The organism is Pirellulales bacterium (assembly GCA_036490175.1).
In the GTDB taxonomy this organism is placed as follows: Bacteria; Planctomycetota; Planctomycetia; order Pirellulales; family JACPPG01; genus JACPPG01.
Genome location: DASXEJ010000122.1, coordinates 1 through 15,164, shown reverse-complemented (window position 1 = coordinate 15,164; position 15,164 = coordinate 1). Strand labels below are relative to the sequence as shown.

Sequence of the window (15,164 nt, the reverse complement as noted above, 5' to 3'; positions counted from 1 at the left end):
CCCTTTTTTCCTGTCGGCTTCAGACGAGTTTCCGGCCGGCGTCAGACAAAAATCCTGTCGGCGTCCAATGAGCCAACTACGCGGATCATCGCAAGCTGTCGTTGGCCGTCGCGATATCGCAATCTAGCCGCGGGGATCACGATTGGACTCCCCTACGATACGGGAGTATCTTAACAGTGCGCTAGCAGATTTGAACCCGCTGGAATCGCGATTTTTCCATGCGCCGCGAGGGCGCTTCGACGAGGGGATATGAAACTACGGATGGTTCTCAGGATCGCGGCATGCGGATTGGCGCTGGGCGTGTTCCCATATGTTTCTAGGCCCGCCAGCGCCCAGACGGCGCAGCAGCTCGCCTCGCGGGATATCGATCCCGGCGTCGATCGCGATGGTTCGCAAGATCCCCCCGGGCTGCGGCGCCTGGCGCCCGACGGCAAAGTTTGGCTGGATACCAAGAACAAGCGCGTGGTGCTCGAAGGTGAAGTCTGCTTGCGCGAAGGGCAGCTGGAAATGTTTGCCTGCCTCAAGGGAACCAAGGAGCACGAATCGATCGTGGCCGTCCCCACCAAGGCGCACGTGGTACACGCCGCGCTGGTCGCTTTGGGTGCCGAACCGGGCTCGCCGGCCCAATTCATTCCCAAATACCAGGCGGCGCACGGCCCCCGTGTGGATGTAACGCTGTTTTGGACCGACGCCAAGGGAAAGCGTCAACGTGCGACCGCTCAGGACTGGATTCGCAACGTCAAGACCGGCAAGCCGATGACCGAATATTGGGTCTTCGGCGGTAGCGGTTTTTGGAAAGATGAGACAACCGGCGAGCAGTTCTACAAGGCCGAGGATGGCGACTTTATCTGCATCTCGAATTTCGCCAGTGCCATGCTCGACTTGCCCATAGAAAGCAGCCAGTCGAACGAAGCCTTGCTGTTCGAGGCCCTGACGGACCGTATTCCCCCGGCCGGTACAAAGCTGTCTCTGGTTCTCACGCCGCGCCTGGACGATAAAAAGGCTGCTAAAAAGCCCCAGCCCACGGTGCGTCCGGCGGTCCGCCCGGCCACACGGCCTGCCGCCAAATAGCGCCAGGGCGGCGAGCACTCCGGCCGAACACCACGACCTGCAGGTCAGACCAACTCGGCAATCACGGTTCCTTCGTTCAACAGCGGCTGCGGCCGCCCGGCATGATCGTTGAACGTGGTGCTCGGATCGATCCCCAGGTGCCGATACATCGTGGCCAATACGTCGTAGGGGGTAATCGGGCGATCCTTGGGCACTTCGCCCTTGGCTGTTGACGAGCCAATGACCTGGCCCACGCGCAAGCCGCCTCCGGCCAGCAGGACGCTCATCACCTGGCCCCAATGATCGCGGCCTCCGGCTGCGTTGACTTGGGGCGTGCGTCCAAATTCTCCCCACACGATCACCATCACCCGCCGATCGAGCCCCCGCTCGTACAGGTCGGCCACGAGCGATGTAATGGCCGAGTCCATCCGCGGCCCGGCGCTGCGCATTCCCCTTTCGATATCGACGTGCTGGTCGAAGGAGAACGAATGTGGATCGAAATTCACAGTGACGAATGTCACGCCGGCTTCGACCAGCCGTCGCGCTAACAGGCAGCTCTGGCCCCAACGGTGCATTCCGTAGCGCTCGCGAGTCTGGCTCTCCTCGCTCGACAGATCGAAGGCTTCGCGAGCCGTCGCTCCGGCCACCATGTCGTACGCCGCGCGCTCGAACTGATCCATGGCGCCCATCGCCGGGTTACGCTCGCTTTGCCGTCGCAGCCGATCGAAATGCGACAATAAGGCCCGCCGATCGCCCAAGCGATCGATCGTCACGCCGTCGGCCAATTGCAAGTTGGGAACCTGGAACTTAGCCTCGGCTGGGTCATCGGTGATGTAGAACGGGTCGTGGCCGCCTCCCAGGTAGCTGGCTTTGAAATTCGGCACGAACACCAGGTTCACCACCGGTGGAAATCCAAGGTGGACGTAAGCCGGCAATCCTGGCTGATTCGCACCGCGCAGACGTGCGGTGCAAGAACCGGTCGAGGGCTGGTTCTTGGTCGCTTTGCCGGTAACGCAAAAATACATGCCGGCATCGTGGTCGGCACTGTTGTGAGAGACGCTGCGAATCAGCGCGAACTTGTCCAGCATCTCGGCATGGCGCGGCAGGACCTCGCAAATCTGCACGCCAGGTAGGCACGTCGAAATGGCCCCCAGTGGCCCGCGATATTCGGCTGGTGCCTCGGGCTTGGGGTCGTAGGTTTCGAATTGGGTCGGTCCGCCCCCCAGCCAGATTTGGATCACGGCCGTGTCGTTGGACGGGGCACCGATTTGTCGCGCCACACTGCGCGACTCGAGCAGCCGCGAAAGAGACAGCCCGGCGCCACCCGCCGCGACGGTAGTTTCCAGAAACGCGCGGCGATTTATGGATTTAGACCCCAGCCCTCGACATGCGGATTTGCGAAGCATGACGAACTCCGTCGGACTGTGTGGTGGGGCGATCGCGGTGTTGCCGTTTTCCCATCAAAAAGCTCTGATGCATCAGACTTGGTATACTGCTTCAACAGTCAAAATGCAACGCGATTCCAATTTTGCATTGTCCGGCATGTCCCCGCTCGTTTCGAGCCCTCAATCAAGAAGGACATTCGTTATGCATCTGCCCACGCGTGTTTGCGCAGCCCTGCTCGTGGTGGTGGTGTGGAACGTATCTATCGCCAGTAATGCGGCCGACAAGGTCGAAGTTTCGGGCGGCTGGAATGTCGACGTCGACATTGCCGGCAACACCGGGTCGCCCGTATTCACGTTCAAGCAAGACGGCGAGAAACTTGCCGGTCGCTACAAGGGCCGCTTCGGCGAGGCCGACGTAACGGGCAAGCTGAAAGGGGACGAGATCGAGTTCACGATCGAGGCGCAGGGCGCCAAGGTCATCTACAAAGGAACCGTGAAGAAGGATGGGATGGAAGGGACCGTCGACTACGACGGACAGGCCTCGGGCACGTGGAAGGCCAAGAAGATCGACGTCACCGGCACCTGGAACGTCGAGATCGAACTGGGGGGCAACTCGGGCACGCCCGAGTTCACGCTCAAACAGGAGGCAGACAAGGTCACGGGCAAGTACAAGGGGCAATTCGGCGACGCTGACCTCACCGGCAAGGTGACCGGCGACCAGATCGAATTTTCGTTCGAAGTCCAAGGTAACAAGATTGCCTACAAGGGGACGATTGCGAAGGATTCGATGAAGGGCGAAGCCGATTACGCCGGCCAGGCCGAAGGAACTTGGACCGGCAAGCGCAAGGTCGAGCCCAAATGATTTGAGGCGAGCTTACCTCGAAATGTGGAGGGGGCCATGATCGTCATGAGCCTGGTTTGCTCTACGGTCTTTTTGTTGGCCGTGTTTGCAGTGGCGCAATCGCCCTCGCGAATGCCGTACGTTTTGGTGATGGGGCTAGCGGCATTTTTTGTCCCTCCATTTTGCGTGTTCTTTTCTCCTGTACTCGGATTGCAGGTCGTATTCGTACTGGCGGCTACGGCCATTTGCGCGCGCGGACACGCGGGGCCGAGCGCCTTTAGACGTTCGATGGTCGCGGCAACTGTGGTGGCTTATGGATTCGCGGCGCTGATGGCCGTTCGAGAACAGCACGACTTGAGCACTCTTGCCGCCAAGTACCGCATCGAATCCATGGCGACTCGACTAGCTTATGAAGCGAGGCATCAAGAAAACGATGGCGCTGGCAGCGTAGTGCAAATGTCGCATCCGCTGAGCGATAGATGGAACGAACTATCGCGCCGACAAGAGGACACTTTTAACTTGCGCAGGACGGCGCTAGCGCAATTGCACTCGTCCGCGGTCGATAGCTTCTTGAGAAGCCCGGCCTTTGGGGTGGGGCGGATGACATTCCTTGCCAATGAGGAATGGTTGAGCCGCGGCGATGATCCGGCTGTGCCACAATCCGACTCTCTGCGAACCGACGATGCCACGCCCGAGCCCGATTCGCTCGTCGCGAGTGGCGAAGTTAACTCCGCTCCGCCACCGAACGCATCTAGTCGGCCGGCGACTGCCAGCGATTTCTGGCAAACTCATGCGCAGGCCCTGGCCGATTTTGTTTCACCCGAGCGATTCGGTTTGATTCGTAGCCGCGACGAAGTGGCGGGCTTTCTGGCCCATCGGATCGGACCGCGCGCGAATCTGCAAATGGGTTCGGCGCTCCCCCCGCCTGAGCGGGTGGAATTAGTGAGCCTGCTCAAGTTCTCGGCGCCGCGCGTTTACATTTCGGACAATCTGCCGCGGATGGACGAATTGCGCGATGGACCCACCCGCCCGCTCGACGCTTACGAGCAGCAGGCGCTCGCGCAGTTGCGAAATGGCGAGGACATTGTCGACACCGACGAAACGGGCACGATGCGTGCCCTGGGCGCCATTCGCGCCTTGCAGCAGTGTTTGCAGTGCCACACGGTCCAGCCCGCGGAGCTATTAGGTGCCTTTTCCTATCGCTGGCGCGCCGCCCGGGCTGCGCCGCCGCAAGAACTGCCACCGCGCAGCGCGACCTGAGTCTGCGTCCGGCCGCGTGACAAGCCATATGGCCGGTCGGATGGGCGCCTTGCCTGTCCCACCTTGCGATTCCCGGCATGCCATGCCACTTTGCTTGCAATCGGCTGTCCGGCTGGCCAGAATAGGCAACATAATCGCTTAGCGTGGATTGCACGGACTATTTCGCGGCGGGGCCCGATAAAAAGATCGGCCGCCGACGTTTGGCACGCGAGCGCCGCCGCATCGCACTGGGCGCTCCCGCGCTTCCCACCCACCGGTCCTCTACTGCTTTAGGAGTCTCCCACCGTGGCTCAACGTCCCGCGCCCACTCGCCGCACGTTTTTGAAAGCATCGGCCGCCGCGCTAGCGGCGCCGACGATTGTTCCCTCGTCCGTTTTCGCCAAGCCGGGCGAGCCGGCTCCCAGCGACCGCGTGGTTGTCGGCTCGATTGGCGTCGGCGACTTGGGCCGCCGCCATCACCTGGCCGGCAAGCTAATCCCCAATAAGCGGATCCAGATGGCCGCCGTCTGCGACGTGGATCGCAATCATCGCGACCAGGCCGCGCTCGACGTATTGAACCGGACGGGCAAGACGGTTGACATCTACAAAGATTTTCGCGACTTGTGCGATCGCAAAGATATCGATGCAGTGTTGATTGCCGTGCCCGACCACTGGCACGCGTTGACTTCGATCTACGCCATGCAATCCGGCAAGGACGTGTATTGCGAGAAGCCGCTGACGCTGACCATCGACGAAGGTAAGAAGATGGTCGAAGTAGCCCGTCGCTATGGCACCGTCTTTCAGACCGGCAGCCAGCAGCGATCGGACAAGCGCTTCCGCCAGGCATGCGAGCTGGTGCGCAATGGTCGTATCGGCAAGCTGCAACGCGTGGACACGTACATTGGCGATATCGACGGCGGCACTTGGCAGCCGCCGACCACGCCGCCGGCCGAACTCGACTGGAATTTCTGGCTCGGACCAGCCCCGTGGGCTGAGTACTCGCCCAATCGCTGCCATTACCAGTTCCGCTGGTTCAGCGATTACTCGGGCGGCAAGATGACTGACTGGGGTGCCCATCACAACGACATTGCCCAATGGGGCATGGGCACCGACGGCACCGGCCCGGTCAAGGTCAAGGGAACCGGCACGTTTCACGAGAACGGTCCGCACGATGTGCCTGGCAAATTCGACGTGAACTACACGTACGCCAACGGAGTCGAGCTGACCTGCCACTCGGACGGCGAGAACGGCATCAAGTTCACCGGCAGTGACGGGTATGTGTTCGTCAGCCGCGGCCAAATCACGGAATCGTCGCACCGCGATATTCTCAATACCGACTTCAGCGACAAAGACGTGCGGCTGTACGTCAGCGCGGATCATCACAATAACTGGCTCGACTGCATCCAGAGCCGCGAGCGGCCGATTTGCGACGTCGAGATCGGTCACCGCTCTTGCACGATCTGCCACCTGGGCAACATCGCCATCCGCCTCGGACGCGAGCTGGCCTGGGATCCGCAGAATGAAGTCTTTGTCGGCGACGAGCAGGCCAATCGTTTGCTCAGCAAGCCGATGCGGGCGCCGTGGAGCTTGTAAGTAGCGAGCAAACGGCCCACAGCGGCCGTTACCAATATCGAGACATCACCGCAAACACGCCATCAATAACAGGCGGCCGATCCTCAGAAACGAACGATCGGCCGAAATCGAGGACCAAGACATGGACACGATCGCACAAATCTGCGAACAGTTGGGATCAGCGGATCAAACCAAAGCGTTCCAGGCTCGCCGAGCACTCGCAGTCAAAGCAACCGCGGCCGCCGCACCTGGCAAAGAGGCCGAGCGGACCGCATTCGCGGCCGAATTGGCCGGCTGCCTGGTCGCCAAGGCCGAAGCCAAGGACGACAAGGAAAAGAAAGAGCCGTTGCCCCGTTATACGGCCGCTGCACGCAACGAGATCTGCCGGTCTCTGGCCGAGGTCGCTGGCGACGCCGAAGTGCCGGCGCTCGTGCAAACGCTGGCCGACTTCGACGTCCGCGAGATGGCTCGGTTCGCCTTGACCCGCATTCCCACTCCGGCCGCGGGGGCCGCCCTGGCCGAGGCATCGCAAAAACTTGTCGGTGTCGAGTTTCGCGTGGGTGTCGTGAATGCCCTGTCGCGGCGCAGCGACGCCGGCGCCTTGGCCGCGATCAAACAAGCTGCCGGCGACAGCAGCACCGATGTACGCCTGGCGGCCGCCGAAGCACTCGCACAGCAAGTCGATCCGGCAGGTGACGCCGTGATCGTGCAAATCGGCAAAGAGCTCGGCCCCGCAAACCCGCGGGCCAGCAAACGAACCGACGTTGCACGACTTCGCTTAGCCGGCACCCTGGCCAAAGCGGGACAGAAGGACGCGGCACGCGGCATCTATCAGGCGTTAGCGTCCGACGGCGCTGACGAAGCGCAGAAGAAGGCTGCCAAGACGGCGCTCGAGCACTTGGGCTAAGCGCAGGCTGTTGGCAACTATTGCGCGGCGTCGGCCTTGGGCCGGTCGTTTACCTTCGAGAACATCCACGGCAGAACGCCGTCGCGATCTTCGTAGGCCGGCGTCCAACTGTTGTGGCCAACGCCCTCGAGCTCGGTATATTTTGGCTTGCCCCCCGCGTCACGAATCGCATCGATCATGCTGCGGCTGAGCCCAGGCTGCACGACCTTGTCGTCGGCGCCATGGAAGGCCCAGATCGGGACGTCGGCCAGCACCTTTGCCATCGAAGGATCGCCGCCACCACAGATCGGAACCACGGCGGCGAACCAATCGGGATGGCGCGCCGCCAGATTCCAACTGCCAAACCCGCCCATCGACAAACCGGTTAGATAAACACGGTTGAGCTCGATCGGATTATCCTTTTCCACATGTTGCAGGATTCCCTCGGCTACTTGCATCTGTTCCCCCACACCTACCTTGTCCTTGCCGCGCGTAACCCACAATTTATCCTTGCGGCATTGTGGTGCGATGAGGAAACAGGGAAACCTCTTGCGGAATTCGGCAGTGGCCATCAGCTCGGGCAGATATTGAAGCTGTGAGACATTGTCGTCGCCCCGCTCGCCAGCTCCGTGCAAGAAAAGGACCAGCGGGTACTTCTTGCCGGGCTCGACGTGCTCTGGCTTGAGCAAGCGGTAGCGAAAAGCCTCGTCTTGGTACTCGCCCCCTGTGAACTTGAACGTGTGCTCCTCGAATTTTGCCGTCACGTCTTCTCCAGGCGCAGCGCCGATGCTGCAAGCGATCAGGGTGAAAATCAGCGGGCCCATGGATGCTCCTCGCGGATGCGGTAGGTTGGGCGATCGTACGGCCCGTGCAGAAGTTTACACGGATGCGCGATGTCGTCGGACTCGATATACATCCGCCGACGAGCTTGTGCAAGTCGCGCCCGACGCAGCAGGGTTGCGGGCAAACCATGCGGACATGGCTGGGCGGCACCGTCAGGGGGCCAACAGCAGCCTGCCAGGGACTTGCAGGTAGTTCTTCACTTCGTTGAGGAACCGCGCGGCCACCGCACCATCGACCAGGCGGTGATCGTACGACAGGCTCAGCGGCATCATCAACCGAATCTGCATGGCGTCGTTGATAACGATCGGCATTTGTCTTGACCGGCCAATCAGCAGCACGGCCACTTCGGGGTAATTGATGATCGGCGTCGAATACGTGCCGCCGACCGCGCCCATGTTGCTGATCGTGAACGTGCCGCCGCGCAGGTCGTCGACGGCAAACTGGCCGCTACGTCCCTTATTGGCCACGTCGGACAGAGCTTGCGCGATTTGTGGAATGGTCAATTGGTCCGCGTCGCGCACCACCGGCACGACCAGGCCGCGCTCGGTATCGACGGCCACACCCAGGTTGACATACTCCTTGTAGATGACCTGGTTATTCTCCAGGTCGAGCGACGCATTCAGCGTGGGATGCAGCTTGAGCGCCTGCGCGACGGCCTTCATCACAAAGGCCATCATGGTCAGCTTCAGGTCCGAGCCGACGTAATCGGCCATGCTTCCCTTGCGAATCCGCTCCAGTTCCGTGATGTCGGCATCGTCGAAGTTTGTGACGTGCGGAATCGTCGAATGCGAACGGGCCATGTTGGCCGCGATCGTCTTGCGAATCTTCGTCAACGGCTGCTTGCGGATGCAGCCGTATAAGTCTTGATCTTCGACACCGCCGGGGGGCATGTTCTGGCGGACCGGCGTTGACTTCAGCACGGTCGACGAGTGACGCACGGCCGAGACGATGTCCTCGCGCGTAATGCGTCCGCCAGGACCAGTGCCGGTCACGCGGCGCAAATCAACGCCCAGCTCGCGCGCCAGCCGGCGCGTCGAAGGGCCAGCCGGTGCGGCGACCGATCCAGCTTCGACCGGTTCGCGGGGAGTCGCAGCGGGCGCCGGTGCTCCGCCGTTGCGATGTCCGTCGACCTCGGCAGCGCGGGCGGGTGGCGTGTCGTCGTCAGCGTCATCTTCATCGTCGGCCGGCGCGGCGGCGGCAGCTGGTTTTGCCGGCGCGGCTTTGGCTGCGGGGGCAGCAGCTTTGGCAGGCGCAGCGGCTTTTTCAGGCGCGGCAGGCTTGGGCTGCGCGGGGGCAGCCACTTCGTTGCCGGCAGGCGCCGCGGCTTCGATCGATAGCAACAACGTGCCAATAGGTACGCTCTGACCCGGCTGAACGTGTACCTTGGAAACACGACCGGCGTGCGGGCAGGGAATCTCGACCGTCGCCTTATCCGTCTCCAATTCGATGACGTTCTGGTTGGCCTGGATCGTGTCCCCTTCGTGTACCAGAATATTCAACACGTCGCCCGACTCTACGTTTTCGCCCAGGTCGGGCAGCTTGAACTCGATGGCCATCGGTGTTCGATTCCTCGTCTCGGTTTTCGTGGCGAACGCGCCCACGATACGGTATCAGCCGGCAGATAATAGGCAACGACGCAACGGGCGGGCTAGGCGGTCCAGGGATCGACCTTTTCAGGGTCGACTCCCAGGTCGCGAACGGCTTGTGCCACTAGCGACTTGTCGACTTTTCCGCGCTCGGCAAGTTGATACAGCGCGGCCACGGTGACCAGTTCCGCATCGATCTCGAAGTGACGACGCAACGCCTCGCGATCGGCGCTGCGACCGAGGCCATCGGTGCCCAGTGCAAACAAGCCGCCGGGCAACCACGGATCGATCTGCTCGGATACCGCGCGGACGTAGTCCGAGGTGGCGATGAACGGCCCTTCTTCGCCGGCGATCACGTTTTCCAGATAGCTGCGTCGCGGGGTCTCGGTCGGGTGGAGCATGTTCCAGCGACGCGCCTCTTGAGCTTCGATGCGCAATTGCTTGTAGCTGGTGACGCTCCAGGCGGTGCTGGAAACTTCGTAGCGTTCCGCCAGGATTTGCTGCGCCCGCAGCGCCTCGCGGAGGATAGCTCCGCTACCGAACAACTGCACGTGCGGCTTATCTGTGCCGACGTCCTTGCTCGAGACCTTGTACATGCCACGCAGGATGCCCTCTTCGCAGCCGGCTGGCATGTTGGGCATCAGGTAGTTTTCGTTGCTGATCGTGATGTAGTACATCGCATCCTGGCACTCTTCGTACATCACGCGCATGCCTTCGAGCACGATGTACGCCGTCTCGTAGGCGTAGGCCGGGTCGTAGGCGCGGACCGTTGGATAGGCCATGGCAAACAGGTGCGTGTGGCCGTCCTGGTGCTGCAGACCTTCGCCGTTGAGCGTCGTGCGGCCGGCGGTGCCTCCCATCATGAAGCCTTTGGCCCGCTGGTCGGCGGCGGCCCAGATCAAATCGCCAATCCGCTGGAAGCCGAACATCGAGTAAAAGATGAAAAACGGAATCATGCTGATTCCGTGCGTGCTGTAAGCGGTGCCCGCCGCCACGAACGACGACATCGAGCCCGCCTCGGTGATCCCTTCTTCCAGAATTTGCCCGTCCTTGGCTTCGCGATAATAGAGCACCGTCTCGGAATCGACCGGCTCGTACAGCTGGCCGGTGTGGGCGTAGATGCCGCATTGCCGGAACAACGATTCCATGCCGAACGTGCGCGATTCATCGGGAACGATTGGCACGATGTTCTTGCCGATGTCCTTGTGCCGCAACAAGCGGCCGAACATACGCACGAAGGCCATAGTGGTCGACACTTCGCGGTCGCCGCTGGACTCGAACGATTCCGGGAACTCGTCCTTGCGAGGAATGTTCAGGCGCGGCTGCACGGTGCTGCGGGCCGGAAGCGAACCTCCCAGCGCCTTGCGCCGCTCGCGCAGATATTGAATTTCGGGGCTGTCCTCTGGGGGCCGATAAAACGGCGCCTGGGCCACGTCTTCGTCCGAGATGGGGATGCCAAAGCGCGTGCGGAACTCGCGCAGCTCGACTTCGTTGAGCTTCTTTTGCTGGTGAGTGACGTTGCGGCCTTCGCCGGCTTCGCCCAAACCGTACCCCTTGATCGTCTTCGCCAGAATGACGGTCGGCTTCCCCTTGGTCTCGATCGCCGCCTTATAGGCCGCGTAAACCTTTTCGGGATCGTGGCCGCCGCGACGCAACCGCTTCAGCTTCTCGTCGGAAAGATGGCTGACCATCTCTTCCAATTCGGGATATTTGCCGAAGAAGTGCTCGCGAATGTAGCTGCCGGGGCTGACGACGTATTTCTGGAACTCGCCGTCGACGACCTCGCCCATTCGCTGCACGAGCAAGCCCGATTCATCGCGCGCCAAGAGCGGATCCCAGTCATCGCCCCAGATGACCTTGATCACGTTCCAGCCGGCCCCGCGGAAGGCGCCTTCCAACTCTTGGATCATCTTGCCATTGCCACGAACCGGTCCGTCGAGACGTTGCAGATTGCAATTGATGACAAAGCACAGATTGTCGAGCCGCTCGCGCGAGGCCAGCGTGATCGCGCCGAGCGATTCCGGCTCGTCGCATTCGCCATCGCCCAGGAAGCACCACACGCGCGAGTCGCTGGTGTCCTTGATGCCGCGATCCATCAGATACTTGTTGAAGCGCGCCTGGTAGATGCCCATGATCGGGCCCAAGCCCATCGACACGGTCGGAAACTGCCAGAAGCTGGGCATCAGCCAGGGGTGTGGGTAGCTCGACAGACCGCCGCCGGCAGGCAATTCTTGACGGAAGTGCGCTAGCTGATCCTCGCTCAATCGACCTTCGAGGAACGCGCGGGCGTAGATGCCCGGCGAGGCGTGACCTTGGAAATAAATCTGATCCGTGGCGCGGAAAAAGTGGTTCAGCGCGACTTCGTACAGCGTCGCGGCCGAGGCATAGGTGGAAATATGGCCGCCGATGCCTGGATGGTCGCGATTGGCGCGTACCACCATCGCCATGGCGTTCCAGCGGATGAAGCTCTTGATCCGGCGTTCGATCTCGCGATTGCCCGGATAAACGGGCTGGCGATCGGGCGGGATGGTGTTGACGTAGGGGGTATTGAGCGAAAATGGAAGCTCGACCCCTTGCCGGTAAGCCGTCTCGTCGAGCACCGAAAGGAGGTAGCGAACGCGCTCCGGTCCCTTGGTCTCCAAGACGTATTTGAGCGACTCGAGCCACTCGGCCGTTTCGGCCGGGTCTGTGTCGCCGCCATGAGAATTAACGATCTCTGCCTGTGCCATGGACCCGACCTTCCTAGGACCGCCGGTTGCGGCCGGCGTCCGCTATTTGTTCCTAAAATCTTAGGCCATCATTCGTTCGGTCCTGCCCTGAGGCGACAACCGTCGGATCGGTCGCTGCCGGGGGGGGTGGGACGGATGTTGGGGCGGCGATGAGTGGCCCTCACGCGGGCACGGCGACGCATGCTGACCGGCAAAAGCTCCTTCTGCTCGAAGGCGTTGCGGCGGGGCGATCCGGACCTATTATCCGGCGAGTTTGCCCTCCAGTAAAGCCCACCGATCCACGCAGGACCGGTCCAGCGGGGGGCGAGCAACGGGCCAAGTGCACGACGCCTCTTATTTATCGAGTGCCCCCAGGGCGCACAAGCCCCCGCTCGGCAACGCCTGCTATCGCGCGATCAACCCCCGCAGGCGAGTCAGATTGATCGCGTCTAACTCCTCGCCGTTGACCAACCCCTTCGGGGTTTCCAGGTACATGGGAATCCTGCGAAAGCGACTGTCGTTGAGCAGCAGCCGAAACGGCTCGATCCCCAGAAACCCCTCGCCGATGTGGGCGTGCCGATCGACGCGCGAGCCAAGCTCCTTCTTGCTGTCGTTGAGATGAAAGGCCTTTACTCGTTTTAGCCCGACATGTTTGTCCAAAGCCGACATCGTGGCTTGATACTCCGTCTTGGTGCCCAGCGGGTAGCCGGCGGCGAAGGTGTGACAAGTGTCGATGCAGACCCCCAATCGATCGGGGGCTTTGACGCCCGCGATGATCGTTCCCAGGTGCTCGAATTTCCATCCCAAGCAAGAACCCTGGCCGGCCGTGTTCTCTAGCAGGCATTGCGATGTGATGCCTGGCGTCTGGGCATGGACTTCGTCCAGGGCTTGAATAATGCGGCGCAAGCCGGTCGCTTCGTCCGAAGTGGTCGACGCGCCAGGATGCGTCACCACATAGGGAATGCCGAGCAGCTCGGCGCGGCGCAACTCTTCGATAAACGCCTCGATCGATTTTTGCCACAGCACGTCGTCGGGGCTGGCCAGATTGATCAAATACGAATCATGCGCGATCGGATGCTTGATCTTCAGCTCAACGAGCGCCGTGCGAAAGCGCGTGACGTCATCGTCCGTGATCGGCTTGGCGCGCCACTGATTGTTGTTCTTCGTCAACAACCGCCCAGATTGGGCGACTCTTTGCCCTACTAGGAATTGACGCGGGGGAGCCAAGAAGATTTGCACGCAATCGCAGCCAACGGCGTTAGCTCGCACCACTGCTTTGTGGTAGCCGCCAGCCATCGACATATGGGCACCGAGTATCGCCACAACCAAACCTCACAACACGAACGAATGAAGGGTCACGAAATGGTATCGCAACGTACGACCGCCAGCCATCGCCTATACGGCCCGCCAGGGCCTTGGGGCCATCGGGGCAGGCAAACGGGGTAAGCAACGCGACAGCAGGCCAGCCAGGGGCCTTAACGACGGCCCGACGAACTAACCAAGGCGACAACGGACAAACGAACCAAGCAAACAATGCGGCGAAGCAAGGAAGGCGAGTGATGCAAACGATACGAGACAAGAAACGCCGCGAGCGAACGGCGAGAGCTGTGTTGCAGCAACAAGCAGAACGTGGGCTGAGCGATCCACCGGGGACCGCCAGCAACCACATTGCGTATTTTCACGATCTGCTAGAAGCAAAAGAAAATGTGCGGCCGGTGATTTATGCACGTGTGTCGACAAAACAGCAACTTGAGAACGGGAGCTTGAATCGACTTGTTGATTGGATGCTCAGAATACTTCGGAATCGAGGAATCAAACATTCGGGAGTTTTTGCAGGTCAGGAGCTTGGCCACGATATGAGCTGCGTAGATCGACCAGTGTTGAACAAGGCGGCTGAATTCGCCGCAGACATTGCACAGCCGTTGCTGACGCCTGTACGGAGCCGATTTATTCGTGGTCGCGGATCGATGACTCGCGGCAATTTCAAGCTACCGACTGACGCAGAGTACGAAGCGTTTCTTGATCGTATTGGATCCGTGGTGCCTGCAACGTGGTTCAGACCAGATCGATCGGAAAGCAAGGAACGCCGCTTTTTCACTCGACTGAATATGCACGCCACTGGCAATGTCGGCGGTAGACCTATGCGAAAGAAGACTCGCAAGGCAACGCTGTTGCCAAAAGCTCAAGAGCTACGTGCCCAAGGAATGTCGTTTCGAGCTATCGCGGAGGCAATCGACGTACCTCACTCGACGTTGCAAGGCTGGGAATTGGACGAGTGATTTTGCTGTACGGTTTTGGTTTGCAGATCACGGGACATTGCCATGCGTTTCGGCCTGGAAAATACGGCACGTACGCATTACTGCGATACAGCACAACCGGGTACTAAAAGGGTTAATGGCGAAAGCACGCGTACGAGGACAAACATACCCATTCAGCAACAGGGCAACTTTCAGTACATACTCGCCCACAAATGGACACCGCCACCACACCTACTGTCCGACGTGTCGATGTACGCCAGTTGTCTCATTTCTTGTCGGCCCACTGTTGGGTAGTGTCCTAGCAGTGATTGGCACTAAGTTAAGGGAGCCTAGCTAGGTGAAGTCGCTGAAAGTCATGGGGTTGAGCCGTGCATTAGAAAAATCTCGCTCGGCGACCGGAGCGATGCTAGCTCCCGTTCAGTTTGTTCGCATCGTTGACTTTGTGACCTATCGGATTTAAGCCAAACGTCATAGCGAGAGTTCAAATACCACGACGCGAAGTGGATTGATGCCACCAGCTTTCGCGGCCAAAGCGGCTCATTTACCCAGTGATCGGAAGCGGTTGCGAGCAGCTCACGATACTTGGTCGTCCAATTCGGCGGAAACCGGCCGTGATAAATTAACTCATCGTCGGCTGCACCGTCGCGGAAGACATGCGAAAACAGAGCATCGACAACCGCATCTTTCTCCATTGCTTCGCTCATTCCAGCATTGTAGCAGGCGGCGGCGTTTTGTTGCTTCGCTCATGTCGCCAGTTTATAGAACGCAAAAGGTGATAAAAAAAGTGCTGAATCCG

11 protein-coding genes are annotated in these 15,164 nt (G+C 60.5%); 6 read left to right on the top strand and 5 right to left on the bottom strand.

The annotated features are described in order from the left end of the window. Positions 1 to 249: 249 nt before the first annotated feature. Positions 250 to 1,071, top strand: coding sequence for a YdjY domain-containing protein (locus VGG64_09040; protein ID HEY1599734.1), 822 nt, complete (start codon positions 250 to 252; stop codon positions 1,069 to 1,071). Positions 1,072 to 1,115: 44 nt separating this feature from the next. Here the strand turns inward: VGG64_09040 and VGG64_09035 are convergent, their stop codons facing one another. Further along, the gene (locus tag VGG64_09035; protein HEY1599733.1) at positions 1,116 to 2,456 is read right to left on the bottom strand and encodes a DUF1501 domain-containing protein; all 1,341 of its coding nucleotides are present in this window, start codon (positions 2,454 to 2,456) and stop codon (positions 1,116 to 1,118) included. A 181-nt stretch (positions 2,457 to 2,637) separates the two neighbouring features. On the opposite strand from VGG64_09035, the gene VGG64_09030 reads away from it, so the two are divergent. The 4 genes from VGG64_09030 (at position 2,638) to VGG64_09015 (ending at position 6,994) form a co-directional block, all read left to right on the top strand. Continuing rightward, positions 2,638 to 3,297, top strand: a complete 660-nt coding sequence (locus tag VGG64_09030) for a hypothetical protein (protein ID HEY1599732.1) — start codon at positions 2,638 to 2,640, stop codon at positions 3,295 to 3,297. A 36-nt stretch (positions 3,298 to 3,333) separates the two neighbouring features. After that, positions 3,334 to 4,536, top strand: a complete 1,203-nt coding sequence (locus tag VGG64_09025) for a hypothetical protein (GenBank protein ID HEY1599731.1) — start codon at positions 3,334 to 3,336, stop codon at positions 4,534 to 4,536. A 285-nt stretch (positions 4,537 to 4,821) separates the two neighbouring features. Continuing rightward, entirely contained in the window at positions 4,822 to 6,108 is a 1,287-nt protein-coding gene (locus VGG64_09020; protein HEY1599730.1) for a Gfo/Idh/MocA family oxidoreductase, read from the top strand. Between the two features lie 121 nt (positions 6,109 to 6,229). Then, entirely contained in the window at positions 6,230 to 6,994 is a 765-nt protein-coding gene (locus VGG64_09015; protein HEY1599729.1) for a hypothetical protein, read from the top strand. A 17-nt stretch (positions 6,995 to 7,011) separates the two neighbouring features. On the opposite strand, the gene VGG64_09010 is transcribed toward VGG64_09015, so the two are convergent. From VGG64_09010 to VGG64_08995, 4 genes are all read right to left on the bottom strand, one after another. Then, complete coding sequence (locus tag VGG64_09010; protein ID HEY1599728.1) at positions 7,012 to 7,797, bottom strand: PHB depolymerase family esterase; 786 nt, start codon at positions 7,795 to 7,797, stop codon at positions 7,012 to 7,014. 171 nt (positions 7,798 to 7,968) lie between these two features. Then, positions 7,969 to 9,372: a 2-oxo acid dehydrogenase subunit E2 gene (locus VGG64_09005; protein HEY1599727.1), complete on the bottom strand. Its 1,404-nt coding sequence runs from the start codon at positions 9,370 to 9,372 to the stop codon at positions 7,969 to 7,971. 92 nt (positions 9,373 to 9,464) lie between these two features. Further along, entirely contained in the window at positions 9,465 to 12,131 is a 2,667-nt protein-coding gene (aceE, locus tag VGG64_09000) for a pyruvate dehydrogenase (acetyl-transferring), homodimeric type (protein HEY1599726.1), read from the bottom strand. A gap of 384 nt (positions 12,132 to 12,515) precedes the next feature. After that, a complete protein-coding gene (locus VGG64_08995; GenBank protein HEY1599725.1) occupies positions 12,516 to 13,433 on the bottom strand; it encodes a deoxyribonuclease IV in 918 nt (305 codons plus the stop codon). A gap of 287 nt (positions 13,434 to 13,720) precedes the next feature. Here VGG64_08995 and VGG64_08990 point away from each other — a divergent pair, with 287 nt between their 5' ends. Beyond that, on the top strand, positions 13,721 to 14,389 hold the full coding sequence (locus tag VGG64_08990) for a hypothetical protein (protein ID HEY1599724.1): 669 nt from the start codon (positions 13,721 to 13,723) through the stop codon (positions 14,387 to 14,389). Positions 14,390 to 15,164: the final 775 nt, after the last annotated feature.

Coding starts and splice junctions, on each gene's coding strand:
- VGG64_09015 (HEY1599729.1), top strand. CDS start 6,230: ATGGACACGATCGCACAAATCTGCGAACAGTTGGGATCAGCGGATCAA.
- VGG64_09035 (HEY1599733.1), bottom strand. CDS start 2,456: ATGCTTCGCAAATCCGCATGTCGAGGGCTGGGGTCTAAATCCATAAAT.
- VGG64_09040 (HEY1599734.1), top strand. CDS start 250: ATGAAACTACGGATGGTTCTCAGGATCGCGGCATGCGGATTGGCGCTG.
- VGG64_09030 (HEY1599732.1), top strand. CDS start 2,638: ATGCATCTGCCCACGCGTGTTTGCGCAGCCCTGCTCGTGGTGGTGGTG.
- VGG64_09010 (HEY1599728.1), bottom strand. CDS start 7,797: ATGGGCCCGCTGATTTTCACCCTGATCGCTTGCAGCATCGGCGCTGCG.
- VGG64_09005 (HEY1599727.1), bottom strand. CDS start 9,372: ATGGCCATCGAGTTCAAGCTGCCCGACCTGGGCGAAAACGTAGAGTCG.
- aceE (HEY1599726.1), bottom strand. CDS start 12,131: ATGGCACAGGCAGAGATCGTTAATTCTCATGGCGGCGACACAGACCCG.
- VGG64_09025 (HEY1599731.1), top strand. CDS start 3,334: ATGATCGTCATGAGCCTGGTTTGCTCTACGGTCTTTTTGTTGGCCGTG.